The organism is Streptomyces sp. DvalAA-43, assembly GCF_900091725.1.
Lineage (GTDB): Bacteria > Actinomycetota > Actinomycetes > Streptomycetales > Streptomycetaceae > Streptomyces > Streptomyces pulveraceus.
On the sequence record NZ_FMBW01000094.1, the window covers coordinates 278796 to 302249 of the forward strand.

The following is a 23454-nucleotide window of genomic DNA, read 5'->3' on the forward strand; positions in this document are numbered from 1 at the left end:
CTCCGACGGGCTCTCAGTCGAGGACGAGTTCCGGCTCGTACATGTCCAGCCACATGGCGAGGTCCAGGGCGCGTTCCAGGCCGCGGCGGGACGCCGAGGTGATCTGGGGGGCGTGGTGCTCGACCGCCGTGCGGAGCCGGTCGCGGTCGACGAGTTCGAACACGCGGTGGTCCGGGCGGGCGAGCAGCTCACGGGCGTGTTCCTGGAGGGCCGTGGCGTACTTGGGGTCCTGGGTCGAGGGGTAGGGGCTCTTGGTCCGGTCGTACACCGACCGGGGCAGCACATCCGCGGTGGCCTCGCGCAGCAGGCTCTTCTCCCTGCCGTCGAAGGACTTGAGGGCCCAGGGCGCGTTGTAGACGTACTCGACGAGCCGGTGGTCGCAGAACGGCACCCGGACCTCCAGGCCGACCGCCATGCTGGCGCGGTCCTTCCGGTCGAGCAGGACACGCACGAACCGGGTCAGGTGGAGGTAGCAGATCTTGCGCATGCGGAACTCGAAGTCGCTCTCGCCCGCGAGGCGTTCGATGCCGGCGACGGCGGTCTCGTAGCTGTCGCGGACGTACTTCTCCAGGTCGAGGGCCCGGCCGAGGTCATCGCGGAGTATGTTCGAGTCCTCGCCGAAGTCTTCGGCGAACCGCACCAGCCAGGGAAAGGTGTCGGCGTTGCGGGCCCGCTCGTCGAAGAACTGGAGGTAGCCGCCGAAGACCTCGTCGGCGGACTCACCGGACAGCGCGACGGTCGAGTGCTCGCGGATGGCCCGGAAGAGCAGATAGAGCGAGGCGTCCATGTCTCCGAGGCCCATGGGGATGTCCCGGGCCCGGATCATCCGGGCCCGCACCTCCGGGTCGGCCAGGGTGTCGGGGTCGAGCACGATGTCGCGGTGGATGGTGCCCGACTGCTCGGCCACGTCGTGCACGAACGGGGTGTCGGGGGTGGTGCGCAGTTCGTCGGCGACGAAGTTCTCGGTGCGGCCCACGAAGTCGACGGCGAAGGTGCGGACCTTCTCGCCGCTCTCGGCGAGCTGCCGGGCGGCGAGCGCGGTGACCGACGACGAGTCGAGTCCGCCGGAGAGCAGGATGCAGCGGGGCACGTCGGAGACCAGCTGACGGCGCACGATGTCGTCGAGGAGCGACCGTACGGTGGCGATCGAGGTGTCCCGGTCGTCGGGGTGCGGGCGGGTCTCCAGCCGCCAGTAGACGTGCCGGCGCAGTCCGTCGCGGTCCACGGTGACGACCGTGCCGGGCTCGACCTCGAACATGCCGTCCCATACGGCGTGGCCGGGGGTCTTGACGAGGGCGAACAGCTCCCGCAGCCCGTCGAGGGTCACCCGGGGCCGGGCCAGCGGATTGGCCAGGATGGCCTTGGGCTCCGAGCCGAAGAGCACCCCGTCGGGTGTCGGCCAGTAGTAGAAGGGCTTGACGCCCATCCGGTCGCGGATCATGACGAGCCGGTCGTGGCGGCCGTCCCAGATCGCGAAGGCGTACATGCCGTTGAGCCGCTCGGCGAGGGCCTCGCCCCACTCCAGGTAGCCGCGCAGCACCACCTCGGTGTCCGAGTCGGTGGTGAACCGGTGCCCGCGGGCGGTCAGCTCCTCACGGAGTTCGGTGAAGTTGTACGCCTCACCGGAGTAGACGAGGGCGACCGCCCCCTCGAGTGTGTCCACGGTCATGGGCTGGCGCCCGCCGGGCAGGTCGATGATCGCGAGCCGCCGGTGTCCGAGCGAGGCGTGGGCGTCGGTCCACGTCCCCCGGTCGTCGGGGCCCCGGCAGGACATGGTCTCCGTCATGGCGTCGAGTGTCGTGACTGCCTCGGCCGCCCGTAGATCATGGTCGAACGAGACCCAGCCGGTGATGCCACACATATGCGTCCTCCCGATCCGGTCCCGCCCGGAAGGGCCTCGTCCGCACGGTGCCTCCCGGCTATGGGCGGCGTGCCGAGGACGTGGGGCCCGGCAGAACCAGTTGTATTTAGCAGCTATATGACGAGCGTCTGCCTGGGATTGCGTACGGTCAACACGACCGTTACCTGGACGGCTGCGCGTTCCCCCTACTTTCGGCCGCGGTTTTGCGGTTCCTGTACGGAGCACCTTGCCCCGGAACCCTTGGTGGGAACGGCTCGCACGCCCCTCGCGGGGTCTTGATCCGGCCATCGGCAAAGACTTGCCCAACCGGGTCGACCAGTGGGGTGGACCGACGCCGTGGAGCCACGCGGGACGTCGGAACGGTGCCGCCGATCCGGCCCGCCCCGCACCCAGGCATTCCATCCGGTGACCGGACGGTCACGCTATGCTCCCCCGGATCGGCCGTGCCACGGCGCCGAGCGGCGCGTACGGCCGTGGTCTCCACGGGCCCCACCGGACGGAGCACGTCATCTCTCTCATCCGGCACACGTCCCGCGCCCCGGCCGGTCCGACGACGGAGCACCGCCCACCGCCGCCCATGAACACCCCGCGCCGATGGACCCCGTGGGTCCCGGGTCTGTCGGCCCTGCTCGTCGGGGCCTGGGGAATCCGCCGCCAGGACACCCTGTGGGGCGACGAGGCGGTCACCTCCGCCGTGGCACACCGCACCGTGCCGCAGATCTGGCACACCCTGGGCCATATCGACGTGGTGCACGGCCTGTACTACCTGTTGATGCACGGGGTGTTCGCCCTCTGGGACGGCGGCCTGGTCGCGCTGCGGCTGCCGTCGGTGCTGGCGGTGGCAGCGGCGGCGGTCGGCATCGCCCGGCTCGGGGAGCGGCTCGCCACGACGCGGGCCGGTCTGCTGGCGGGTCTGGTGTTCCCGCTGCTGCCTCCGGTGCAGCGGTACGCGCAGGAGGGCCGGTCCTACGCACTGGTCTGTGCCCTGGTCACCTGGGCGAGCTGTCTCCTCGTCGGCGCCCTCTCCCGGCCTCGGCGGCGGGGCTGGATGGCCTACGGTGCGGTGATGCTGACGGCCTGTCTGCTCCATGAGCTGGCCGTCCTGATGCTCCTGGCCCATGGGGTGACCGCCTTCCGGGTGCGGTCGGCGGCTCCGGTGCGACGGGCGTGGAGCATCACGGCGGGCGGGGTGATCGCCGGGCTCCTGCCGCTCGCCGCCTTCAGCACCACGCAGTCCGCGCAGGTGGACTGGATCGGTCCGCCGGACGCCGGGGCGGTGCTCGGCTTCGTGGTGACGGCCCTGCTGGGCATCGCCTTCGCCCGGCTGCCCCGGCTCTCCCCCGATGCCCGGACTCCGGGCGCTCCGGTTCCGCTGCCCGAGCTGGCGCTCCCGCTGCTGATCCTGCCCACGGCCCTGCTGATGCTGACGAGCCCGCTCCACGCGTTGTACGTGGACCGGTACGTCCTGGCCTCGACGGTCGCCTTCGCGCTCCTGACCGGCGCCATGCTGGACCGGCTGGGGCGGTGGGCCGGGGCCGGCGGCACCGTGTGGCGGGTGACCTGTGCGGTGGCCCTGGCGGCGGTGCTCGCCGTGCTCGTCCCCATGAGCATCGCGCTGCGGCGGCCCGAGAGCCGCGAGAACGATGTCGTCGCCATCGCCCGGACGGTCCGGGAGACCGCCGGGCCGGGCGACGCGCTGCTGTTCACCCCGGACCGCAGACGGGTGTGGACGCTGGTCCGGCCGGGCGACTTCCGGGCCCTGTCCGATCTCGCCCTGGCCCGGACACCGGTCGAGTCCGCCACGCTCTTCGGTCGGGAACTGCCGCCCGCCACGATCCGGGAACGCATGCTGGCCGAGGAGCGCATCGTGGTCGTCGGCGATCCGGCGGGCCGGCCGCTGGAGCCGGACGCCCGCGAGGCGGTGAAGCGGGCCACCCTCGACGAGGCCTTCGAGCAGTGCGCCGACCGAACGGTCACCGAGGCGCGCATCCGTGTGTTCGCCAGGCCCGGACACTGCTGAACCGCCCCGCCCGGCCGCCCCGGCAGCACACCGGCCGGGGGCGACTCTCAGGCCCGCTCGTCGGCCATCTCGACGGTGATGGCCCACCGTTCGTGATCGCGCCAGGCCCCGTCGATGAAGAGGAAGTCCGGCGAGAGCCCTTCGAGACGGAATCCGGCCCGCCGGACGAGGGCGAGCGAACCCTCGTTGCCGGGCTGGATGTTGGCCTCCAGGCGGTGCAGACCGAGCGGCCCGAAGGCGTACCGCAGGACCAGGCCGAGCCCCTCGCTCATCAGGCCGCGTCCCGCCGCGTGGGCGAAGACCCCGTATCCGAGCGCGCCGCAGCGGAACGCGCCCGCGACGATGTTGTTGATGTTGATGAACCCCGCGATCCCACCCTCGATCACGCCCTCGGGCCCGTCCCCGCCACCGCGTTCGCAGACGAGGAAGCCCGCCTTCGTGGGGTCGTCGATCAGCCGGCCCGCGTAGGCGGCGTACGCGCGGGCGTCCCCGGGCGGGAAGAGCCAGGGGCTGTGCAGGTCCCGGCTCTCCCGCGCCCGTCCGGTGAACTCCTCGGCATCGGCCGGTGCGAAGGGGCGGATCGCCGCGCGCCGCCCCACGGCCAGATAGTCGCTCTCGGACATCCGGCCATCCTAAGGGCTCCTCCCCCGCTCCCGGGCTGGGCGCATGCCCAGGGCCGCCTTCAGGACACCGGCTGCGGCACGGGCACCCGGGCGACCGCCACCTCGCCGGTCGACGGGTCGCCGTGGTTGTAGAGGACGGCGGAGCCGTCGGGCGTGAACACCGGGCGCGGGTGCCGGGGGTGGCGGTCGGCGGCCGTCCGGGCCAGGGGCGTACGGGCGCCCGTCGCCATGTCGACGAGCACGATGTCGGAGACCTGCCCGGCGTTCTGCCAGCCCCGTCCCGGCGCGTCGAGCGGACCGGTCGTGTCGACGACGGCCCACCGCCCGTCGCGGCTGATGTCGCAGTGCCAGTCCCGCTCCCCCGCGCTGACGAGGCGGGCCGCCCGGTCGTCCGGGTGGACCGCGTACAGACCGCGCGGTCCCGCCTCGCTCTCGCCGTACGCGCAGACCACGGCGCCCAGGTCGTGGAACATCCAGCGCTCGTGGCCCACGGCGAGCGTGCCGCCGTCCGTCGACTGGTCGAGACGCGACGGCCCTGCGGTGCCCGTGCGGGGTGCCGGGCCCAGATCCGGTCCGGGACCTCCCGGGCGGGCCCTTCATGGGCGAAGGTCAGCCACGACTCGTCGTGCGGGCTGTGCGCCGGATGGTTGGCGAACCAGTCCGTGCCGAACAGTTCGTCGGCCCGCCCGGTGGCCACCGAGATCTCCAGGCAGGTCACCGGATGCTCCCGGCCCACGGGCTGTTCCGTCACCACCACCCGGTCCCCCGCCGCCGTGAGGGAACAGAGGTTCTGGAGGGTGTGCCCCCGAGCGGCCGTGTACAGCCGCTCGGGGGCGCCGGAGTCCAGGTCGAGGACATGGAGGGCGTCGTTCCAGACCCAGGCCATCCGCTCGGCGGCCAGGGCCAGGGATCGCCCGACATCGTCCAGCAGCTTCGTCCCGCCTGTTCGCGCACCGCGTGGGCGGGGTCCTTGTCACGGTCGCCGGGCCAGGCCCGTTCGATCCCTTCGTACACGGGCTGCGCGCCGAGCACGGCGGTGGCGCGGGCCGGCTGGGCGTGGGCCGGTGCGGCGGCGGGGGCCTGCACCAGGGTGGCCGCCAGGGCCGCGACGGCGAGCGTCATGAGCGCGCGGCGCAGCCGGGTGAGTGTTCTTCTCGGTGGTGCTCCCGACATCGCGAGGTCCCTTCTCGTGGGGCTGTCGGGCTGCTGGGCCGTTCCTGGCGACGGCGTCACCGCTGCGACCGGTCGAGGGCCGGGCCGAGGTCTGCGAGCGGTTCGGCGTCAGCTCCACGACCGCGGTGCGGGCCCTCAACGAGCTGGTCACCGAGGGGTACTTGGTGCGGCAGCGGGGGCGCGGGACGTTCGTGGCGGAGCGGAGCTCACCACCGGCCGGCACCGGAGCGGGGGCGCGTGAACGCTCGGTCGCCTGTGTGATGCACGGGCAGGGCCCGCACCAGTCGGCCGTCCTCGACGGCATCGAGTCGGTCTGCGGCGAGGAGGGTCTGCGGATGTTCCTGTCGAACTCCAAGGGCTCGAAGCAGGCCGAGGAGCACGCGCTGCGGCTGGCCCTGCAGACGGGCGCCGGCGGGGTGGTGCTCTACCCCGTCGACAGCGGCTCGGACTCTCCGGCGCTGGCCGAGCTCGCCCGGTGCGGCGTCCCCGTCGTCATGATCGACCGCTACCACCCCGAATCCCCGAGCGATGCCGTCGTCTTCGACAACTACGCGGTGGGGTTCGGGCTCACCGAGCACCTCATCGAGCGCGGCCACCGCCGGATCGCCACGCTCTGGGACGAGACCGACGTCACCAGCGTGGCGGAGCGGCTCACCGGGCACGTCCAGGCGCTGCGCAAACACGGCATCCCGGTATCACCCGAGCTCACCGCCCTGACGACCTATCACAGGCTCCCCGACGACCGGCGGCTCACGATGCTCTCGGCCTTCCTCGACCGCCCGGAGCCGCCCACCGTCCTGCTCTGCGCCAACGGCCACACCCTGGCGCACGCCGCCCGGGACCTCTCCGTCCTCGGCCTCGAAGTGCCCGGCCAGATCGAACTGGCGGGCATGGACGACGCCGGGCCCTTCGACCTGCTTCCGCTGACGGTCGCCGCCACCCGTCTCCCCTCCCAGGAGATGGGCCGCCGGGCGATGGAACTGCTCGCGCAGCGCATCCGGAACCCGGACGGCCCGCACGAGGTGCGGCACGTCCTGCTACCCGTGGAGATCCGGACGCGCGACTCCGCACAGGCGTATCTGCGGGTGGTCGGGGCCAGTGAGGCCCGGCCCGCCCGAGAGCCTGTCAGGTGACCTCCGACCGGTCACCCGACGGGCACCGGACCCGGCCGCGCCGCGTCACTTCAGCCGGCCGCCGACCACCGGAAGCTCCAGCACCCCGGTGTCCTCGGGAGCGCTGACCACCGTGACCGGCTTGATGCCCCGGTTGCCGAAGTACGCGCTGTCGCTCGCCGCGATCACGAACTCCAGCCGGTGCCCGGCTTCGTACCGGTGGACGATGCCCGGGAGCCGCACGGTGAACGGGCGGGTGACGTCCGGCACCCGCACCGGGGCGACCAGCCGGTTCACGAGGGTCTTGCCGCCGTCCGGAGCCACGTCGTAGACCTTGGCGAACAGGACGAGCCTGTCGGCGGCGTCGCCGCTGTTCTGCACCCGCTCCGTCCTGGGCGAGACGACCTTCAGGGTGGCCTTCGGCGCGCCGACGACATCGACGGGGGACGTCAGCGGGGCGCTGGTCCAGCCGAGGTAGGTGCCCTGGGTGTCGTAGGGCTTGGAGTCGGGCAGTCCGATGAGACCGGCCAGCGAGCTCTCCGAATGGCTGGTGGGAATCAGCCAGTTGACGTACTGGCGGCTGCCCCGGGTGACCTTGGAGCGGTTGTCGACGAGCTTGCCGTCGCCGGACAGGTACATCTTCTGCGAGAGGGCCGGCACCGAGTCGGCCGTGCCGTAACCGCTCCGCCAGTCACGGTAGTAGGCGAACTCGGGCCCGGTGTCGGTGTTCTTCCGGTGCTGGAGGTAGCGGTCGAACCAGGCGAGGACGCGCCGTCCGACGTAGCTGGTCTCCAGATTGCCCTGACCCAGGTCGAGTTCGCCGGGTACCTGTCCGCCGCTGTGTCCCCAGGACTGCCAGATCATCTTGGCCGTGGTGCCCTGCGCCTTGAGCGTCTCGTAGCTGGCGGTGGCCTCGTTCAGGTTGAACAGGCTGTCGGTCTGGCCCTGGACGAGCAGGGTGGGTGCCTTGACCTTGCCAAGGTAGTCGACGGGTGACACGCTGCGCGCGTAGTCGAGCATCCCGGCGGTCCTGTCCGCGGGGTAGCGGCCGGAGTTGAGCAGCTGGATGGTGTCGCAGGCCCGCTCCGCGAAGTGAAGACAGGTGAGGTTGTTGAACCGGGACGGGTCGAGGCTCGCGTTGAGGACCGTCTGCCCCTCCCCCAGCAGATAGAAGCCGTCGGTCCACTGCCACTTGAAGACCCCGGCGGTGTCGGACGAGACGCCCTTGCGCGTACCGGCGTTGTTCGGGGCGAGCGAGTACGCCAGGTCGTTCCAGGTGATCAGCGGTACCAGGGCGTCGACCCGCGGGTCGACGGCCGCGGTGGCCAGCTGGATGGCGCCGCCGTACGAGCCGCCGATCATGCCGACCTTGGGGTCGCCTTCGCCGTCCCGGGTGACGTAGTCGGCCTTGGTGCCGTCGTCGGCGGCGCGGGTCCCGGCGAGGAAGTCGACGAGGCCGGACGCCGCCTCGCCGTCGACGGCCGGGTCGTCGAGGGTGATGAGACATCCCGACTTGCCGAAGCCGAGGCCGGAGTAGACGAGGCCGACGTAGCCGCGGGAGGCGAAGGCCTTGCCGATGGCGTCGGTCGAGCCGTCCGACTTGCTGCCTCCGAAGCCGTTGGTGGCGAGCACGGCGGGGGCCGGGTGCCGTGCGTCGACCCCGGCGGGCCGGTACAGATCCGCGTCCACGGTGCAGGAGCGATCGCCCGCCCGGACGGTGAACCTCAGCGGGGTGACGCTGTACTGGACCGCGTCGGCGGCGGTCGCCCGCGCCGCACCGGTGAGGACCAGCGGTGCGGCGAGCGCGGCTCCGGCCACACAGGCGGCCGACTTCCGGGAGAGCGTCCGGTACCCGGACCGGGGGCGGGAAACAGCACGCGACACGAGGACCTCCACACCGAGGGCGCCTTACCGACCGGTAAGCAACAGACCGCGCTCATGCTGTGACACGTGTCATAGTGATGTCAACGTTCAGGGCGGCGTTTCCTGAACCATGCTCAACTTCTTTGCGATACGCCCTCGTTCAGCGCAGTGCGGGCACCTCGGCCGTGAGGGTGGCGGGGCCGCCGTCGGCCGGGGCGTCCAGCACCGCGGGCACCCCGAGCGGAAGGGTGAGCGCCGTCGGCCCGTGCCCGAAGCCCAGCTCCTCGACGACGGGAACGCCCAGCGGGGCGAGCCGGTCGGCGAGCACGGCCCGCACCTTCTCGTACGGACCGCAGCCCGCCCAGGAGCCGCAGACCACCCCGGCCACCCCGTCGAGCGCCCTGGCCCGCAGCAGTTGGGTGAGGATACGGTCGATGCTGTACGGGTCCTCGGTGGTGTCCTCGATCACCAGCAGCCCGCCCCGGGCCGACGTCCGGGCGTGCGGGGTGCCGAGTTCGGCGGCGAGCAGGCTCACACAGCCGCCGTAGGTGATGCCGCGGGCCCTGCCGGGGACCAGCGCCCGCGCGGTGGGCAGGCCGAGGGTCCGTACCGTATCGGGCTCGAACAGGGTGGCCCGCAGGGACTCCTGGGTGTCCGGGTCCTTGAGGAAGGTCTCGGTGCCGGCCATCGGACCGTGCAGGGTGGCGAGCCCCACGCGCTGCGCGAACGCCTCGTGGAGCACGGTGATGTCGCTGTAGCCGATGAACACCTTGGGCCCCGCCGCGCGCATCGCCGCCCAGTCGACCAGGTCGGCCATCCGCTGCACGCCGTACCCGCCGCGGGCGCAGATCACCGCGTCCACGGACGGATCGCACCAGGCCTGCTGGAGGTCCCCGGCCCGCTCCTCGTCCGTGCCCGCGAGGTAGTCCAGCCCGGGGTGGACCTGGCGCACATGCGGCGCTTCGACGGGCTCAAGGCCCCAGCCGCGCAGGATGTCCAGGCCCGCCTCCAGCCGGTCGGCGGGCACCGGGCCGCTCGGTGACACGACGGCGATCCTGGCTCCCGGGCGCAGCCGGGCGGGGCGGGTCAGCGGTGCGAGGGTCACTTCTTCAGCTCCAGGGGCGGGACGTCGGTGCGGTCGAGGCCGAAGGTCTGTCCGTACAGGGAGAGTTCGGCCTCCAGCGCGCGGACCATGGTGTCGGCGCGCCGGAATCCGTGCCCCTCGCCCTCGAAGGTCAGATACGCGTGCGGGATGCCCTTTCCGTCGAGCGCGGCCAGGAAGCGCTCGCACTGGACGGGCGGGCAGATCGGGTCGTCCAGTCCCTGGAGCAGGAGGAAGGGGGTGGTCAGCCGGTCGGTGCGGCTGATCGGCGAGCGTTCGCGGTAGCGGTCGGGGACTTCGGCGAGCGGGCCCACCAGGGATTCCAGGTACCGCGACTCGAAGTCATGGGTCTCGTCGGTTCCCCAGCCGGTCAGGTCGAGGATGGGGTAGATGACCGTTCCGCAGGCGTAGACGTCGGTGCCGGTCAGCGAAGCCGCGGTGGTCCAGCCGCCGGCGCTGCCGCCCCGGATGGCGAGCCGCCGCCGGTCTGCCGTGCCCTCGTCGGCCAGCGCCTCGGCGACGGCCGCGCAGTCCTCGACGTCGACGACGCCCCACTGCTCGCGCAGCCGGTTGCGGTAGGCCCGGCCGTGGCCGGTCGAGCCGCCGTAGTTCACCTCGGCGACGCCGATGCCGCGCGAGGTGAAGTAGGCGATCTCCAGGTCGAGTACGAGTGCGGCATGGCCGGTGGGGCCGCCGTGCGCCCAGACCACGTAGGGCGGCCGTTCGTCCTCGGGGCCGGTCCGGTCGGGGCTGCGCGGCGGGTAGACGTGGGCGTGGATCTCGCGTCCGCCGGGCCCGGTGAAGGTGCGCTGTTCGGGCCGCGGGTAGTACGCGGGGTCCACGGCGTCCTCGTGCGGTGACCCGATGACCCGGGTGCGTCCGGTCGCGGTGTCCAGCTCCACCACTTCGAAGGCGCTGTACGGGCTCGCGGCGACGCCGATGACCCGGCTGCCGTGCACGGCGAGCGTCTCGGCCCACTCGGTCCAGGGCCCCGCGGTGTCGACCAGTTCGCCGGTCTGCGGGTCGAGGATGCCGAGCGTGGTGGTCCCCCTGCCGTGGATGGTGGCGATCAGGCCGTTGTCCAGCGGCCGGAACCAGCTGAGGCCGATCTTCCAGAGCGGTCCGGCGAATTCCTCCTCGCCGGGGCGGAGCGCGACCGTGTCCCCGTGCGGGTCGGCGCGGTACAGGTTCCACCAGCCGCTGCGGTCACTGGCGAGGAGGAGATGCCCGTCGGCGTCCCATTCGATCTGCGGCACCGACTCCTCGGGGCCGCCGCCGAAGACCCGGGTCCGGTGGAAGGTGCCGTCCTCGGCGATGTCCGCGACCATCACCTCGGTACCGTCCCACGGCATCCGGGGGTGGTCCCAGACGATCCAGGCGGCCCGCCGCCCGTCGGGCGAGAGCTTCGCTCCGGTGACGAACCGGCGGCTGTCGTCGGTGAGTTCACGTACCGCGCCGCGGTCGTCGGCGGCGGAGCCGTCCAGGGGTACGGCGGCGATCACCCGGCGCAGCTCGGTGGGGCCCTCGCCGGTGAACTCCTCCAGGACACACCACACCTCGCCCCGGTCGGGGTGGAGCTGCGGGTCGGCCCAGCGCAGTCCGCCGCCGACGGCCGAGACCGGGGTGAGCGGCCAGGGCTCGTCGGGCCCGTCGGGGGCGTAGGCGTACAGCCGCTGGTCGGCGAAGTGGACGAAGACGATCAGCGGGCCGCCCTCGGCCCGCCCGGTCCCGGTCCAGGGCACTCCGCCGTACTCGATGACCCGGCTCCGTACGTTCCACGGGGCGGGCAGTACGCACTCGGCGTCCCCGTCCGCACGGCGGCGGATCAGGGCGCGGCGGCCCGCCTCGGCGGGGCGCGGCTCCGTCCACCACACCTCGTCGCCGACGGTGGAGACGTACTCCGGGCGCCCGTCGTGGGAGGCGGCGAGCGCGGCGTCGATCGGCGACGGCCAGGTTCCGTAGGCCCCGGTGGGCAGCATCATCGATTCCCCCTGTAGCGGTCAGGCAATGCGCAGATAGTGGTCGAGGACGCGGACACCGAAGTGCAGGGCCTCGACGGGGACCCGTTCGTCGACGCCGTGGAACAGCGCCTGGTAGTCGAAGCCGGCGGGCAGCTTCAGCGGCGAGAAGCCGTAGCCGGTGATGCCGAGCCGGGAGAACTGCTTGGCGTCCGTGCCGCCCGACATGCAGTACGGCACGGTGTGGCCGGCCGGGTCGAAGCGTTCGATGGCGGCGCGCAGTTTCGCGAAGGTCGGCGAGTCGACCGGGGCCGTGAGCGGGACCTCGCGGTGGTGGAACTCCCAGTCGACGTCGGGGCCGGTCAGCCGGTCCAGGGTGGCGTGGAACTCGTCCTCGCCGCCGGGCACCATCCGGCCGTCGATGAAGGCGGTGGCGTGGCCCGGGATCACATTGACCTTGTACCCGGCGTCCAGCATGGTCGGGTTGGAGCTGTTGCGGACGGTCGGTGCGACCAGGTCGGCGGCGGGTCCGAGCTTGCCGAGCAGTTCGTCCACGTCGAAGCCGGGGGCGTCGAGGTCGGGGTGGATGCCGTGCAGCGCGGCGATCTCGGTGAGTGCGGCGCGGACCGTCGGGGTGAGCCGGACGGGCCATTCGTGCTCGCCGATCCGGGAGACGGCGGCGGCGAGTGCGCTGACCGCGTTGGCCCTGTTGACCTTGGAGCCGTGCCCGGCCTTGCCGTGGGCGGTGAGCTTCAGCCAGGCGGTGCCGCGTTCGCCCGCGGCGATCGGGTAGAGCGGCAGGTCCGGTCCGGCGTGGAAGGTGAAGGCGCCGGATTCGCTGATGCCCTCGGTGCAGCCCTCGAAGAGTGCGGCGTGCCGGTCGGCGAGGAAGCCGGAGCCGTCGTCGGCGCTGGCCTCCTCGTCGGCGGTGTACGCGATCACGATGTCGCGGCGGGGCCGGACACCGGCCCGCGCCCAGGCGCGTACGACGGCCAGGACCATCGCGTCCATGTTCTTCATGTCGATGGCGCCGCGGCCCCAGACGACCCCGTCACGGACCTCGCCGGAGAAGGGGTGCACGGTCCAGTCGGCCGCCTCGGCCGGGACCACGTCGAGGTGGCCGTGGACGAGCAGGGCGTCGGCGGACGGGTCGGTGCCCGGAATCCGGGCGACCACGTTGGTGCGTCCGGGGGTCCGCTCCAGCAGGGCGGGTTCCAGTCCGGCGGCGGCGAGCCGCTCGGCGACGTACTCGGCGGCCGGGCGCTCCCGGCAGTCTCCGTCGCCGCGGTTGGTGGTGTCGATCCGGATCAGTTCGGAGGTGAACGTCACCGATTCGTCGAGCGCCTGCTGGTCGACGCTCTCCTGGGGGCCGGTCGCCTCAGCCATACTGCTCCTCCACAGCGGACGACACGATCGTCGTCACCGCCTTGAACGTGCGGATACCTTCGTACATCGTCGCGCTGGTGTAGGCGACGCGCCGTTCGCCGCTGGGTGCCACACCCGGGACGACGGTGGCCGCCTGGGCCAGGTGTTCGGCGTCGAACTCCAGCTCTACGGTGAAGGGGCCGCCCTCCACCGGGGTGTGCCGCACCGCGAGCGCGGTGGCGTCCTTCGCCGCGGCACGGATGTCCGTCGCGGTACGGGCCGGGGTGCGGCAGACCGCCGCGTACCGCGACACATAGTCCTTGACGGCGACCTTGCGGGCCCGGGGGGCGTACCCCTCGGCGTCCACACAGGTCAGGTCGTCGCCGGTGACGAGTACGACGGGGATCCCGTACTCGGCCACCACATGCGCGTTGAGCAGTCCCTCGCTCGCGCGGGCGCCGTTGAGCCAGACGCCGGTGATGGAGTTCGCCAGGTAGGTGTGGGCGAGGACCCCCTCCGCACCGGCGCCCGTGTGGTAGCCGACGAAGGCGATGGCGTCGACGTCGCCGTGCTGGATGCCCTCGACCATGGAGAGGGACTTGTGCCGGCCGGTGAGCATCTGGACCCGGTCGTCGAGCCGCTCCAGCAGGAGGTTGCGCATGGACCAGTGGGCCTCGTTGACGAGGACCTCGTCCGCGCCGCCGTCGTAGAAACCGAGCGCCGCCGCGTTCACGTCGGAGGTGAACATGGCACGGCACCGCTCCCACTGGGGGGTGCCCGGCAACACGTCGGCCGGCCAGGTCACACCGGTGGCGCCTTCCATGTCCGCGCTGATGAGGATCTTCATGCCGGGTCACGCTACGCGCCCGAGAACCGCCAGGCCAGAGCCTCGGAGACGTTCAATGGTCCAGTCCTCCGAAGAGAGTGAGACGCAGACCCCGAACCGGTGCATCACGGACACCCGGACACCCGGCCACAGGCCGCCGCACGGCGCCACCCTGCGCGCCTTGACACATTCCACTACCCCAGACCATGATTCCATTAATTGACTAATGGAATTGAGGGAAGTGCATGGCAGACGCATTCACTCCGGACGGCGCGTCGGGCGCGTGGGCCCTGGAGGCCCGCGGCCTGGGAAAGCGCTACCGTCGCGGCCCGGCGTTGCAGGATGTCTCCTTCCGGCTGCCGGCCGGCCGGATCTGCGGACTCGTCGGCCCCAACGGAGCCGGGAAGAGCACGCTGCTGGGCATCGCGACCCGGCAGGTGCAGCCCACGGAAGGGGACCTCCGGGTCTTCGGCGTACCCGTGGACGATCCCGAGGCGATGCCGAAGTTCGCGTTCCTCGGGCAGGACAAGCCGCTGTTCAAGCGGTTCACCGTGGCCGAGACGCTGCGCATGGGCGCCGAGCTCAACCCCGGCTGGGACATGGCCGCGGCGGAGCGGATCGTGCGGTCCGGCCAGGTGCCGATGAGCGCCCGGGTCGGCACGCTCTCCGGTGGCCAGCGCACCCGGGTCGCGTTCGCGCTGGCCTTCGGCAAGCGGCCCGATCTGCTGCTGCTCGACGAGCCGATGTCCGACCTCGACCCGCTGGCCCGCCACGACATGAGCACCCTGCTGATGTCGGAGGCCGTCGAGCGCGGCACCACGGTGGTGATGTCCTCCCACATGCTCTCCGAGCTGGAGGACATGTGCGACTACCTGCTCGTCCTCGCCGGCGGCAGGATCCGGATGGCGGGCGACGCGGACGCGCTCGTCCCGGCCCACGCGCTGGTGACCGGGCTCGCCCCGGAGGGGGACCCGGTCGCCGCGCTGGCTCCGCACACCGTGGTCGAGTGCCGGGTCCAGGGCAGGCAGTTCCAAGCGCTGGTACGGAAGAACGGTCCGCTGTCGCCCGACTGGGTCGTTGCCGAACCCAGTCTGGAGGAGGTGCTGCTGGCGCATCTCCGCGCGCCGGACGTGCCGCCGTTGTTCACGCCCGGTGCCCGTACCGAGGCCGAAGGGAGCCACACCTCATGAGCACCACCCTGACCGACGCCCCCCGCACGGAGCGCGCCCCGGGTCCCCGCCTGCTGCGCGGGCTGAGCTGGCTCGTGGCGCGCCAGCACCGGGCCATGCTGCTCAGCCTGCTCGCCGTGATGGTCCTCGGCTCGATCTGGCTCGTCTACGAACGCGGCCAGATGAAGGACTTCCTGGACGCCGCGGGCTGGCCGGCGAAGGAACTGGCGCAGCCGACGGTCGAATCGGGCAGCGTGGGCCTCGTCATCACCGCGCTGGGCGGGCTGCCGCTGATCCTCGCCGTCTTCGTCGGCGCCCCGCTGATCGCGGGAGACCAGGAACAGGGCACCGCCCAGCTGGTCACCACACAGTCGGTGTCCCGCCTGCGCTGGGTGGCGACGAAGTTCGCCTGGGTCTACGCGACGGTGCTCGTGACCGCCGTCCTGCTCTCGGTGCTGTTCACCTGGTGGTGGAAGCCCTACCGTTCGGTGTTCCCCGCCCTGTGGTCGGACGGTTCGGTGTTCGACAACACCGGTCCGATGCTCCCCGCGCTCTGCCTCTTCATGACCGCCGCGGGCATCACCATCGGCGTACTGGCCCGGCGCGTCCTCATGTCCATGGCGATCACCTTCGTCTTCGCCGCGGCCGCCGGGGTCGTCTGGGACGAGATGATCGTCCACCTCGCCCCGACCCGCACGATCACCTACCCGCTCAACGCGGACATGCCCTCGCACCTGAACGAATCGCTGGAGGTGGACCGCTGGATCGGTTCCGCCGACGGTCATCTGTACGGCTGGGGCCTGTGCTCCAAGGCGTCCGAGAAGGCCTCCGACGCGTGCGTCAAGGAACACGGCATCGTCAACAACGTCTACGAGTACCTCGGCTTCGACCAGATGCCGGCCATGCAGTGGACCGGGGCGGGGATCCTGCTCGCGGGTACCGTCGTCCTCACCGCGTTCGTCCTGTGGCGGGTGTCCCGTCGCCCCCTCTAGGGCCTGCCGCGGCAGGTCCATGGGGTTCCGGCAGTCGAACGGGAGGTGAAAGCAGTGGTCGTATTCCGCATCGACCGGCGCAGCGGCGTGGCGACGTACCTCCAGATCGTGCGGCAGGTCGAACAGGCGCTGCGCATGGGCGCCCTGGAGGAGGGTGACCGGCTGCCCACGGCCGCGCAGGTCGCGGCCGACACCAAGGTCAACCCGAACACGACCCTCAAGGCGTACCGCGAACTGGAACGCCAGGGCCTCGCCGAGGTCCGGCAGGGGGCGGGCACCTTCATCACCCGCTCCCTCGCCCCGGCCCAGGCGGGCGCCGACTCTCCCCTGCGCACCTCGCTCGCCGCATGGCTGAACGAGGCACGGGCGCAGGGGCTCAGCGGCCAGGAGGTCGACGCCCTGTTCCGGTCGGCCCACGCGGCGGTGTTTCCGCCCGAGGCCGACGGCGGCTGAAGGGCGCTTCCGTACGCGTCGGGAGTGTGCGACTGCTCCGGTCCCTGTCGGGGCCGGAGCAGTCGTGCGTCACCCGTCACCCCGGCGCCGGGTAGTCCCCCGTGGCGCCGTCGGTCCGCTCGCGCAGCAGGTCCGCGTGGCCGTTGTGGCGGGCGTACTCCTGGATCATCACCAGATACACCCAGCGCAGGCTGACGGTCCGGCCACGGGTCGCCGACACGAAGGTCTCGTCGAGGCCGCGCCCCGCCACGGCCGCCTCGCATGCCTCGATCTCGGCGCGAAAGGCGGCGAAATCGCGCTCGGCGTGCGCGGGATCGACCCCTTCCAGCCCCTCGTCGCCGTCGCCCGGACCGGTGAAGACGTCGCCGACCGGCTCACACGCGAAGCTGCGGCGGAACCACCAGCGTTCGATCTCCGCCATGTGCCGCACCAGGCCGAGGAGGGTGAGGTCCGACGGCTCGGCGGCGGTGCGCGCGAGCTGTGCCGGAGCGAGTCCGGCGCACTTGGTGAGCAGTGTCTCCCGGTGCCAGCGGAGCCAGCCTTCCAGCATGGCCCTCTCGTCCGCGGTGCTCGGGACGTTCAGCTGGTCGCCGTCGTACGTCGTACGTGCGATGTGGGGTGCCGTCCATGTCATGACGGCCATCCTCACACCACCGGGCCCACCGCTCAGAGCAGTTCCCGCAGCAGCGGTTCCGGGTCCGCGAGGAGGAACAGATGACCGCCCTCGGGGACGGTGCGCAGCTCGGCGCCGGGAATCTGCGCGTGCGCCCACCGCGCCACCTCCACGGGGACGTTGCCGTCCGCCTCGCCGTGGAGGAACAGGGTCGGCACGGAGACCGAGCCGAGCGGGTCCGGCAGCGGGCGGACGTAGCCGGCGAGGTCGGTGATGGCCGCGTCCACGCCCTGGCGCTGGCCCTCGGCCGTGTCCACCTCGGACAGCGCCACGAAGGCGGGGGTGCGCATGATCAGCCGGTCGGAACGGGGCCAGGCGTCGAGGTTCGGTTCGCGCCTCACCTTCTTGAAGATCCCCTTGCCCGCGAGCATCGGCCGGGCGATCGCCGGTGCCCAGACCACGACCCGGTTCAGCAACTTGACCAGCGGGATCCGGCGCGCGTACGCCTCGCGGGGGGCTCCGGGGACGGCGGCGCACGCGAGGATCAGCCGGGTGACCCGCCCGGGGTGCTTCTGGGCCGCCGAGAGCGCGTACCCGCCGCCGCCCGAGATCGCCACGAGGGGGGCCCGCTCATGGCCGAGGTGGTCGAGCAGGGCCACGAAGTCGTCGTTCCAGCGGTGGAAGCCTCGGCCGGGTACGGGATCGGTCTCGCCGTACCCCGGGCGGTCCGGGAAGACCAGGTGCAGGCCCGCGTCCGTCGCCGCCTGCCGCAGCGCGAGACCCTCGTAGCGGCTGCCGGGGGTGCCGTGGAGCACGATCACGGGCGGGGCGGCGGGGTCGCCGTAGGAGCAGTACGCGATGCGGCGCCCGCTCGGGGCCGTCAGGCGGTGCGTGTGCGGCAGCTCCGTCTCCGGCGCCTTCGGCGATTCCGTCGGGTCCGTCGGGGAGGTGGTCATCTCTGCTCCTCGTGGGGTACGGGGGTGGCGGCAGCGGCGGCGATCCCGCCGATGACGAAGTCGAGGCCGAAGGAGAACCGGCGGTCGTAGTCGTGGTGGTCCGCGAAGACCGACGCGGCCCGGCGCTCGGGCGGCAGCTGGTGCAGTTCCAGATCGCCTCGGCCGAGGCGGATCGCCACATGGCCGGTGACGAAGTCGTGCAGGGTGCCGTAGGCGTACGCGGCGGCCTCCTCGTCGAGCCCCGCGCCGCGCAGCGCCGCCACGACCCGGTAGGCGACGTCGTCGGCGCCGGGCCCGACGAGGGAGGCGCGGCGGTGCGCCTCAAGGACCACCGGGTGACGCATGAGCAGGTCGTGGAGCGTGTCCGCGAACAGCCGGACGATCCCGCGCCAGTCGTCCGGCCAGTCCACCGACCGGGTCACCTCGCCGACGATCCGGGAGACCAGCGCGTGCTGGAGCGCGTCGATGCCGCCCGTCGTGCGGTGGATCGCCATCGGTGACACGCCCAGCCGGTCGGCCAGCGCGCGGAAGCTCACCGCGTCGAGCCCCTGGTCGTCGGCGAGCTCGGTCGCCGCGTCCAGGACCGCGTCGAGCGTCACCGCCCGGGGACGGCCGTTCTTCGGAGTGCTTGCCTTCTCGACCACCATGCCCGCACCATATCGATACGCGTAACGAAACTTCAATGGGAGCGCGCATGACGGAATTGCACGACCTCACCGCTCTACAGCTGGCCGCCGCCTACCGGCGTGGGGAGACCGGCCCGGTCGACGTCGTCGAGCATCTGCTGGCCCGGATCGGTGACGGTGACCGGGTGGGGGCGTTCACCACCGTCTCGGCCGACCGCGCCCGCGCCGCGGCGGCCGGGGCCGAACGGGCCCTGCGCTCGGCGGACCGCGCCGGACTGCCGCGCCTGTTCGGCGTGCCCACCGCGGTCAAGGACCTGGAGGCCACCGCCGGTGTGCGCACCACGCTGGGTTCCGCGCTGTTCCGCGACTGGATCCCCGGGCACGACGACGAGATCGTCGAGGTCATGGCCGACGCGGGGCTGATCAGCCTCGGCAAGACCACCGTCCCCGAGTTCGGGGCCGCCTGCTACACCGAGCCCGAGGTGTCCGCCCCGGCGCGCAGCCCCTTCGACCTCGACCGCAGCGCGGCCGGGAGCAGCGGCGGGGCCGCGGCGGCGGTCGGCGCGCTGCTGGTGCCGATCGCGCAGGGCAGCGACACCGCCGGGTCCGTGCGCTCCCCCGCGAGCGCCTGCGGGGTGGTCGGGCTCAAGACCAGCCGCGGACTGATCACCGCGGGCCCGGACGGCAACGACGGCATGGGGCTCTCGGTACGGGGGCCGCTCGCCCGCACCGTCCGCGACACCGCCGCGTTCCTCGACGCGCTGACCACCCGTACCGGCGTCGGCACCGTGCATCCGCCCCGGGTGGACAGCTACGAGCGCGCGTGCGACGCGCCCGTGCCGCGGCTCCGGATCGCGCTCGCCCAGGGCTCGGTCTCGGGCGCTCCGGTGGATCCCGAGGTCGCCGCCGCCAGCGAGCTCACCGCCCGTACGCTGGCCGGTCTCGGCCATGAGGTGTTCATCCGGGACCAGGCGCCGGACCCGGAGTTCACCGAGAGCTTCCAGGTGATGTTCACGGCGCTGGTCGGGTCCCGGACCGTGGCGTTCGACGGAGCGTCGCTGCGTCCGATCGTCCGCCATCTGCGGTCCCGCTCCCAGGAGTTCACCTCGGGCGAGCTGGCCGCCGCGATCGGCGTCGTCCAGGCTCGGGCGCGGGCCTGGACCCTCGGCCACGCGGACGCGGACCTGGTGATCACCCCGACGGTGACGACCCCGCCGACGCTCGTCGGACAGCTCCGCGACGACGCGGACCCGGCGGCGGAGCTGGCCGCGATGACCGCGTTCACGGGCAACACGATCCTGGCGAACGCCACCGGGTTCCCGGCCATCAGCCTTCCGCTGGGCTGGAGTTCGCGGGGTCTGCCGCTCGGGGTCTCGCTCACGGCCGGCTGGGGCCGCGAGGACCTGCTGCTCGGCGTGTCGGCCGCGCTGGAGGAGGCCCTGCCGTGGGCTCACCGCTACGGCGACCGGGCGGAGGCGCGGACGCCGTAGCGGGCCGCCGCCCGGCTACTCGCCGGTGGTGCCGTCGATGCGCTCCCGGAGCAGGTCCGCCTGGCCGTTGTGGCGCGCGTACTCCTCGATCATGTGCGTGAGGATGTACCGCAGCGTGAACACCTCGTCGCCATGACTCCCGGTGATGTCCAGGGACTCGGCGGCTTCGACGGTGGCCCGGGAGCGCGCGCACTCCTCGTGCCAGATCCTGAACGCCTCGTCGGCATCGGCGTCCGCCGCATCGAACTCGGCGAACTCGCCGGGGTTCGGCCCCGGCCAGTGCGGCGGCGCCACCTCGTCCTTCAGCACCCTCCGGAACCAGGAACGCTCCACCTCGGCGAGATGCCGGACGAGCCCGAGCAGGGTCAGATCCGAAGGGGGTACGGCCGGCTCCCGCAGCTGCTCGTCGGTGAGCCCGGCGCACTTCATGGCCAGGGTCTCGCGCTGGTACTGGAGGAAGCCGCTCAGTGACGCACGTTCGCCGCCCACCCGCGGAGGCCGGTTTCTCGGATCATCATGCATCGCGTCATCATGCCAAGCACGGCGGCGGTGCGCCCGGGGATTTGCGCGGAACCGAGGGCGTCCCTGCGGAATCACACCCCCGGCGGTCCGCCCGGAACTCCCGCTCCGGACAACAGGGTTTCCATGACGCGGGTGGCGAGCGCGTCGGCGTCGCCGCCTCCCGCCCCCTCCTTGGCCGCTTCGTGGATGAGGGCGTAGTAGACGCGCCGGGTCCAGTCGAGGTCGATGCCGGGGCGGAACACGCCCGCCTCCTGGGCGCGGCGGAAGAGCCGGAGACAGCTGGCCCGGACCTCGGCGTAGCGGCGGGCCGCCTCGGGGTGGGCGTCCTCGACCGGACGGTTCATGGCGAACGACCAGTCGGTCTTCACGCGCAGGACGTTGGCGGTGACCTGGTACAGGGCGACGAGCGGCGGGGCGGCGTCCGGGCGGGCGGCGTCGACGGCCTCGGCGAACTGGCGGGCGGCCCAGCCGGTGAGTTCCTCCAGGAGCACCTCACGCGTGGCGAACCGGCGGTGGACGGTGGTCCGCGCGACACCGGCGGCGCGGGCGACCTGCTCCATGGTCGCCGCCGGGTCGGCGGCGAGGACGCGCTCGGCCGCCTCCAGGATCGTCCGCACGGTCCGTTCGGTGTCGGACCGGAGGGGCCGCTTCATCTGCTGCTTCTGCACCGTCATACCGAGACGCTACAACAAGGATCCCCTTAACTCGCTACTTGCAACATCCATGTCGCATGTAATAGCTTCTCGGCATCGAACACGTTGCAACTCCACGCCCCGTCATGGGGGAGACGACAGCAGGGAGCAGTCATGCAGCACCGGATTCTCGGCCGCACCGGCATCTCCGTGAGCAAGTACGCCCTGGGCACCCTGCGTCTGGGCGCCTGGGGGAACGGCGACCACGACGACGCGGTCCGGCTGATCCGCACGGCGCTGGACGGCGGCATCAACCTCATCGACACCGCCGACCAGTACTCCGGCGGCGAGGCCGAGGAGATCATCGGCAAGGCCGTCCACGGCCGTCGCGACGAGGTCGTACTCGCGACCAAGGGCCACTTCCCGGTCCGGATGGGGGACGGCGACCCGAACCGGCGCGGCAACTCACGGCGCTGGCTCACCCGGGCCGTCGATGACAGCCTCCGGCGGCTCGGCACCGACCGCATCGACCTCTACCAGGTGCACCGCCCCGACCCGGCCACCGACATCGACGAGACACTGTCCGTGCTGTCCGACCTGGTGCGCGCGGGCAAGATCATGGCCATCGGCACCTCGGACTTCCCCGCCGAGCAGATCGTCGAGGCCCAGTGGGCCGCCGAGCGGCGTCACCACATCCCCTTCCACACCGAGCAGCCGCCGTACTCACTGTTCGTGCGCGGCATCGAGGCCGATGTGCTGCCCACCGCGCGGAAGTACGGGCTCGGCGTGCTGACCTGGAGCCCGCTCAACAGCGGCTGGCTCACCGGGCGGTTCCGGCACGGCGAGCCGATCGAGCTGAACGCCTTCCGCCGGGTGGTGGCCCACAAGTTCGACCTCGAACTGCCAGGCAACCGGCGCAAGGTCGAGGCCGTCGAGGAGCTGCTGGCCGTGGCGCGGGACGCCGGTGTCCCGCTGACGCATCTGGCCCTGGCGTTCGCGGCGGCCCATCCGGCCGTCACCTCGGTGATCCTCGGGCCCCGCACCGTCGACCAGTTGACCGACCAGCTCGCCGCCGCCGAGCTGGAGCTGGACGACGAGATCCTCGACCGGATCGACCGGATCGTCCCGCCCGGGGTCACCCTCAACCCCTCGGACGCCGACTACCGCACACCGGCCCTGGCCGTCGCCGAGCGGCGGCGCGGGCCCGCCGCCCGACCGGCCGCGGCCTGAGGGCCGACCCGTGCCCCGATGCCCGGTCCCGGCCTGGTCCTGACGAGTGACCCCAGGGCCGGAACCGGGCATCGCCGCGCTATCGCCCGTCCCCGTTCCGGCGCTCGGCGGGGCCCAGCACGAACCAGCGCGCGGGCAGGGCGACGCGGGTTCCGTCGGGCAGGTACTCGGTCTGGGCCAGGGCGGTCGCACCGTCGGCCAGCGTGGTGAGGCCGGCCTCCTGGAGCAGCCGGCGCACCTCCTCCTCCGAGGAGCTCGCGGGCTTGAGCCCATGGGCCAGGACCCGGCGCAGCTTCTCCGGCGGGCCGTCCGGGCCCTGCGCCACCTGTTGGAGCACGTCCTTGGAGGCCGGCGTCGGCTCGACGACGAAGGCCCGTCCCCGCTCCCCCACCAGCACCGCGACGGCCGCGGCGACCGCCGCCCTGGCCTCGGGCTCGCTCTGGTGGATCACCGCACGCATATAGACATTGGTGTCACCGGTCCGCTCGTGCAGGGCCGCCACCGCCTCCGCGTCGACGAGGTCGAGCTGGGCGAACTCGGCGACGCCCTCGGGATCCGCGTGCCGGGCGTGGGCGATCGCCGCGTGCGAGAGGTCCACCCCGATCGCCCGGGAGAAACGGGTGGCGAGATAGCGGGTCTGGGTGCCGTTGCCGCAGCCGAGGTCGACGACGGGCAGCGAGGTGTCGGCGTGCGGCAGGAGCAGTTCGGTGTGGGGTACGGAGGTGAGGGACGGGTCGGAGTCCCAGATCGCCTCGCCGGGTGTGTCCGAGGTGGCGGACCAGTAGCCCTCCCACGCCTCGCGGTAACGCCGTGACACGTCCATGCGCACTCCCCGGTCCGTTCGTCCTGATCCATTCTGTTCAGGACC

Annotated in this window: 21 protein-coding genes; 7 read left to right on the forward strand and 14 right to left on the reverse strand. The window is 72.4% G+C overall.

Annotated elements, in window-relative coordinates; genetic code table 11:
• Positions 1 to 13: 13 nt before the first annotated feature.
• On the reverse strand, positions 14 to 1861 hold the full coding sequence (gene asnB / locus GA0115234_RS39705; protein WP_093551506.1) for an asparagine synthase (glutamine-hydrolyzing): 1848 nt from the start codon (positions 1859 to 1861) through the stop codon (positions 14 to 16).
• Between the two features lie 577 nt (positions 1862 to 2438).
• Between asnB and GA0115234_RS39710 the strand changes: the two genes are divergently transcribed.
• Entirely contained in the window at positions 2439 to 3881 is a 1443-nt protein-coding gene (locus tag GA0115234_RS39710) for a glycosyltransferase family 39 protein (RefSeq protein WP_093551597.1), read from the forward strand.
• Positions 3882 to 3928: 47 nt separating this feature from the next.
• Here the strand turns inward: GA0115234_RS39710 and GA0115234_RS39715 are convergent, their stop codons facing one another.
• Both GA0115234_RS39715 and GA0115234_RS39720 read right to left on the reverse strand, forming a co-directional pair.
• Entirely contained in the window at positions 3929 to 4504 is a 576-nt protein-coding gene (locus tag GA0115234_RS39715) for a GNAT family N-acetyltransferase (protein WP_093551508.1), read from the reverse strand.
• Positions 4505 to 4563: 59 nt separating this feature from the next.
• A complete protein-coding gene (locus tag GA0115234_RS39720; RefSeq protein WP_176729405.1) occupies positions 4564 to 4995 on the reverse strand; it encodes a hypothetical protein in 432 nt (143 codons plus the stop codon).
• 666 nt (positions 4996 to 5661) lie between these two features.
• Here GA0115234_RS39720 and GA0115234_RS39725 point away from each other — a divergent pair.
• The gene (locus GA0115234_RS39725) at positions 5662 to 6810 is read left to right on the forward strand and encodes a LacI family DNA-binding transcriptional regulator (RefSeq protein ID WP_161275747.1); all 1149 of its coding nucleotides are present in this window, start codon (positions 5662 to 5664) and stop codon (positions 6808 to 6810) included.
• Positions 6811 to 6855: 45 nt separating this feature from the next.
• On the opposite strand, the gene GA0115234_RS39730 is transcribed toward GA0115234_RS39725, so the two are convergent.
• The 5 genes from GA0115234_RS39730 to GA0115234_RS39750 all read right to left on the reverse strand — a co-directional run bounded on the left by GA0115234_RS39730 (position 6856) and on the right by GA0115234_RS39750 (position 13924).
• Positions 6856 to 8685: a CocE/NonD family hydrolase gene (locus tag GA0115234_RS39730; protein ID WP_370804758.1), complete on the reverse strand. Its 1830-nt coding sequence runs from the start codon at positions 8683 to 8685 to the stop codon at positions 6856 to 6858.
• Positions 8686 to 8812: 127 nt separating this feature from the next.
• Positions 8813 to 9757, reverse strand: coding sequence for a S66 peptidase family protein (locus tag GA0115234_RS39735; RefSeq protein ID WP_093551515.1), 945 nt, complete (start codon positions 9755 to 9757; stop codon positions 8813 to 8815).
• On the reverse strand, positions 9754 to 11733 hold the full coding sequence (locus GA0115234_RS39740) for a S9 family peptidase (protein ID WP_093551599.1): 1980 nt from the start codon (positions 11731 to 11733) through the stop codon (positions 9754 to 9756). The genes GA0115234_RS39735 and GA0115234_RS39740 overlap by 4 nt, the downstream gene beginning before the upstream one ends.
• 21 nt (positions 11734 to 11754) lie before the next feature.
• Complete coding sequence (locus GA0115234_RS39745) at positions 11755 to 13098, reverse strand: M20/M25/M40 family metallo-hydrolase (RefSeq protein ID WP_093551517.1); 1344 nt, start codon at positions 13096 to 13098, stop codon at positions 11755 to 11757.
• A complete protein-coding gene (locus GA0115234_RS39750) occupies positions 13091 to 13924 on the reverse strand; it encodes a M55 family metallopeptidase (protein ID WP_093551519.1) in 834 nt (277 codons plus the stop codon). Before GA0115234_RS39750 ends, GA0115234_RS39745 begins: the two co-directional genes overlap by 8 nt.
• Positions 13925 to 14148: 224 nt before the next feature.
• Here GA0115234_RS39750 and GA0115234_RS39755 point away from each other — a divergent pair, with 224 nt between their 5' ends.
• The 3 genes from GA0115234_RS39755 to GA0115234_RS39765 are packed head-to-tail and all read left to right on the forward strand — an operon-like array spanning position 14149 to position 16517.
• On the forward strand, positions 14149 to 15093 hold the full coding sequence (locus tag GA0115234_RS39755) for an ABC transporter ATP-binding protein (protein ID WP_093551521.1): 945 nt from the start codon (positions 14149 to 14151) through the stop codon (positions 15091 to 15093).
• Positions 15090 to 16064 (forward strand): ABC transporter permease subunit, encoded by a 975-nt coding sequence (locus GA0115234_RS39760; RefSeq protein WP_093551523.1) that lies wholly within the window; start codon positions 15090 to 15092, stop codon positions 16062 to 16064. Before GA0115234_RS39755 ends, GA0115234_RS39760 begins: the two co-directional genes overlap by 4 nt.
• Positions 16065 to 16109: 45 nt before the next feature.
• Complete coding sequence (locus GA0115234_RS39765; RefSeq protein WP_093551525.1) at positions 16110 to 16517, forward strand: GntR family transcriptional regulator; 408 nt, start codon at positions 16110 to 16112, stop codon at positions 16515 to 16517.
• Positions 16518 to 16593: 76 nt separating this feature from the next.
• Here GA0115234_RS39765 and GA0115234_RS39770 read toward each other — a convergent pair whose 3' ends face one another.
• From GA0115234_RS39770 to GA0115234_RS39780, 3 genes are read right to left on the reverse strand one after another with little or no spacing between them, the layout of a single operon-like run.
• On the reverse strand, positions 16594 to 17151 hold the full coding sequence (locus GA0115234_RS39770) for a DinB family protein (protein WP_093551601.1): 558 nt from the start codon (positions 17149 to 17151) through the stop codon (positions 16594 to 16596).
• A 32-nt stretch (positions 17152 to 17183) separates the two neighbouring features.
• Positions 17184 to 18086 carry an alpha/beta fold hydrolase gene (locus GA0115234_RS39775; RefSeq protein WP_093551527.1) on the reverse strand — a complete coding sequence of 301 codons (903 nt, stop codon included), beginning with the start codon at positions 18084 to 18086 and terminating at the stop codon, positions 17184 to 17186.
• Complete coding sequence (locus GA0115234_RS39780) at positions 18083 to 18733, reverse strand: TetR/AcrR family transcriptional regulator (protein ID WP_093551529.1); 651 nt, start codon at positions 18731 to 18733, stop codon at positions 18083 to 18085. Before GA0115234_RS39780 ends, GA0115234_RS39775 begins: the two co-directional genes overlap by 4 nt.
• 47 nt (positions 18734 to 18780) lie before the next feature.
• Between GA0115234_RS39780 and GA0115234_RS39785 the strand changes: the two genes are divergently transcribed.
• The gene (locus GA0115234_RS39785) at positions 18781 to 20202 is read left to right on the forward strand and encodes an amidase (RefSeq protein ID WP_093551531.1); all 1422 of its coding nucleotides are present in this window, start codon (positions 18781 to 18783) and stop codon (positions 20200 to 20202) included.
• Positions 20203 to 20217: 15 nt separating this feature from the next.
• On the opposite strand, the gene GA0115234_RS39790 is transcribed toward GA0115234_RS39785, so the two are convergent.
• Both GA0115234_RS39790 and GA0115234_RS39795 read right to left on the reverse strand, forming a co-directional pair.
• Positions 20218 to 20724, reverse strand: coding sequence for a DinB family protein (locus GA0115234_RS39790; RefSeq protein WP_093551533.1), 507 nt, complete (start codon positions 20722 to 20724; stop codon positions 20218 to 20220).
• 71 nt (positions 20725 to 20795) lie between these two features.
• Positions 20796 to 21398, reverse strand: a complete 603-nt coding sequence (locus GA0115234_RS39795) for a TetR/AcrR family transcriptional regulator (protein WP_093551535.1) — start codon at positions 21396 to 21398, stop codon at positions 20796 to 20798.
• Positions 21399 to 21530: 132 nt separating this feature from the next.
• Here GA0115234_RS39795 and GA0115234_RS39800 point away from each other — a divergent pair, with 132 nt between their 5' ends.
• Complete coding sequence (locus GA0115234_RS39800; protein WP_093551537.1) at positions 21531 to 22586, forward strand: aldo/keto reductase; 1056 nt, start codon at positions 21531 to 21533, stop codon at positions 22584 to 22586.
• Between the two features lie 79 nt (positions 22587 to 22665).
• Here the strand turns inward: GA0115234_RS39800 and GA0115234_RS39805 are convergent, their stop codons facing one another.
• On the reverse strand, positions 22666 to 23409 hold the full coding sequence (locus tag GA0115234_RS39805) for a class I SAM-dependent methyltransferase (RefSeq protein ID WP_093551539.1): 744 nt from the start codon (positions 23407 to 23409) through the stop codon (positions 22666 to 22668).
• Between the last annotated feature and the right edge of the window lie 45 nt (positions 23410 to 23454).

Bases quoted from the DNA above. Each gene is read 5' to 3' on its own strand.
- asnB (WP_093551506.1), bottom strand. From the start codon at position 1,861: ATGTGTGGCATCACCGGCTGGGTCTCGTTCGACCATGATCTACGGGCG.
- GA0115234_RS39710 (WP_093551597.1), top strand. From the start codon at position 2,439: ATGAACACCCCGCGCCGATGGACCCCGTGGGTCCCGGGTCTGTCGGCC.
- GA0115234_RS39715 (WP_093551508.1), bottom strand. From the start codon at position 4,504: ATGTCCGAGAGCGACTATCTGGCCGTGGGGCGGCGCGCGGCGATCCGC.
- GA0115234_RS39740 (WP_093551599.1), bottom strand. From the start codon at position 11,733: ATGCTGCCCACCGGGGCCTACGGAACCTGGCCGTCGCCGATCGACGCC.
- GA0115234_RS39745 (WP_093551517.1), bottom strand. From the start codon at position 13,098: ATGGCTGAGGCGACCGGCCCCCAGGAGAGCGTCGACCAGCAGGCGCTC.
- GA0115234_RS39750 (WP_093551519.1), bottom strand. From the start codon at position 13,924: ATGAAGATCCTCATCAGCGCGGACATGGAAGGCGCCACCGGTGTGACC.
- GA0115234_RS39755 (WP_093551521.1), top strand. From the start codon at position 14,149: ATGGCAGACGCATTCACTCCGGACGGCGCGTCGGGCGCGTGGGCCCTG.
- GA0115234_RS39760 (WP_093551523.1), top strand. From the start codon at position 15,090: ATGAGCACCACCCTGACCGACGCCCCCCGCACGGAGCGCGCCCCGGGT.
- GA0115234_RS39770 (WP_093551601.1), bottom strand. From the start codon at position 17,151: ATGACATGGACGGCACCCCACATCGCACGTACGACGTACGACGGCGAC.
- GA0115234_RS39775 (WP_093551527.1), bottom strand. From the start codon at position 18,086: ATGACCACCTCCCCGACGGACCCGACGGAATCGCCGAAGGCGCCGGAG.
- GA0115234_RS39780 (WP_093551529.1), bottom strand. From the start codon at position 18,733: ATGGTGGTCGAGAAGGCAAGCACTCCGAAGAACGGCCGTCCCCGGGCG.
- GA0115234_RS39785 (WP_093551531.1), top strand. From the start codon at position 18,781: ATGACGGAATTGCACGACCTCACCGCTCTACAGCTGGCCGCCGCCTAC.
- GA0115234_RS39790 (WP_093551533.1), bottom strand. From the start codon at position 20,724: ATGCATGATGATCCGAGAAACCGGCCTCCGCGGGTGGGCGGCGAACGT.
- GA0115234_RS39795 (WP_093551535.1), bottom strand. From the start codon at position 21,398: ATGACGGTGCAGAAGCAGCAGATGAAGCGGCCCCTCCGGTCCGACACC.
- GA0115234_RS39800 (WP_093551537.1), top strand. From the start codon at position 21,531: ATGCAGCACCGGATTCTCGGCCGCACCGGCATCTCCGTGAGCAAGTAC.
- GA0115234_RS39805 (WP_093551539.1), bottom strand. From the start codon at position 23,409: ATGGACGTGTCACGGCGTTACCGCGAGGCGTGGGAGGGCTACTGGTCC.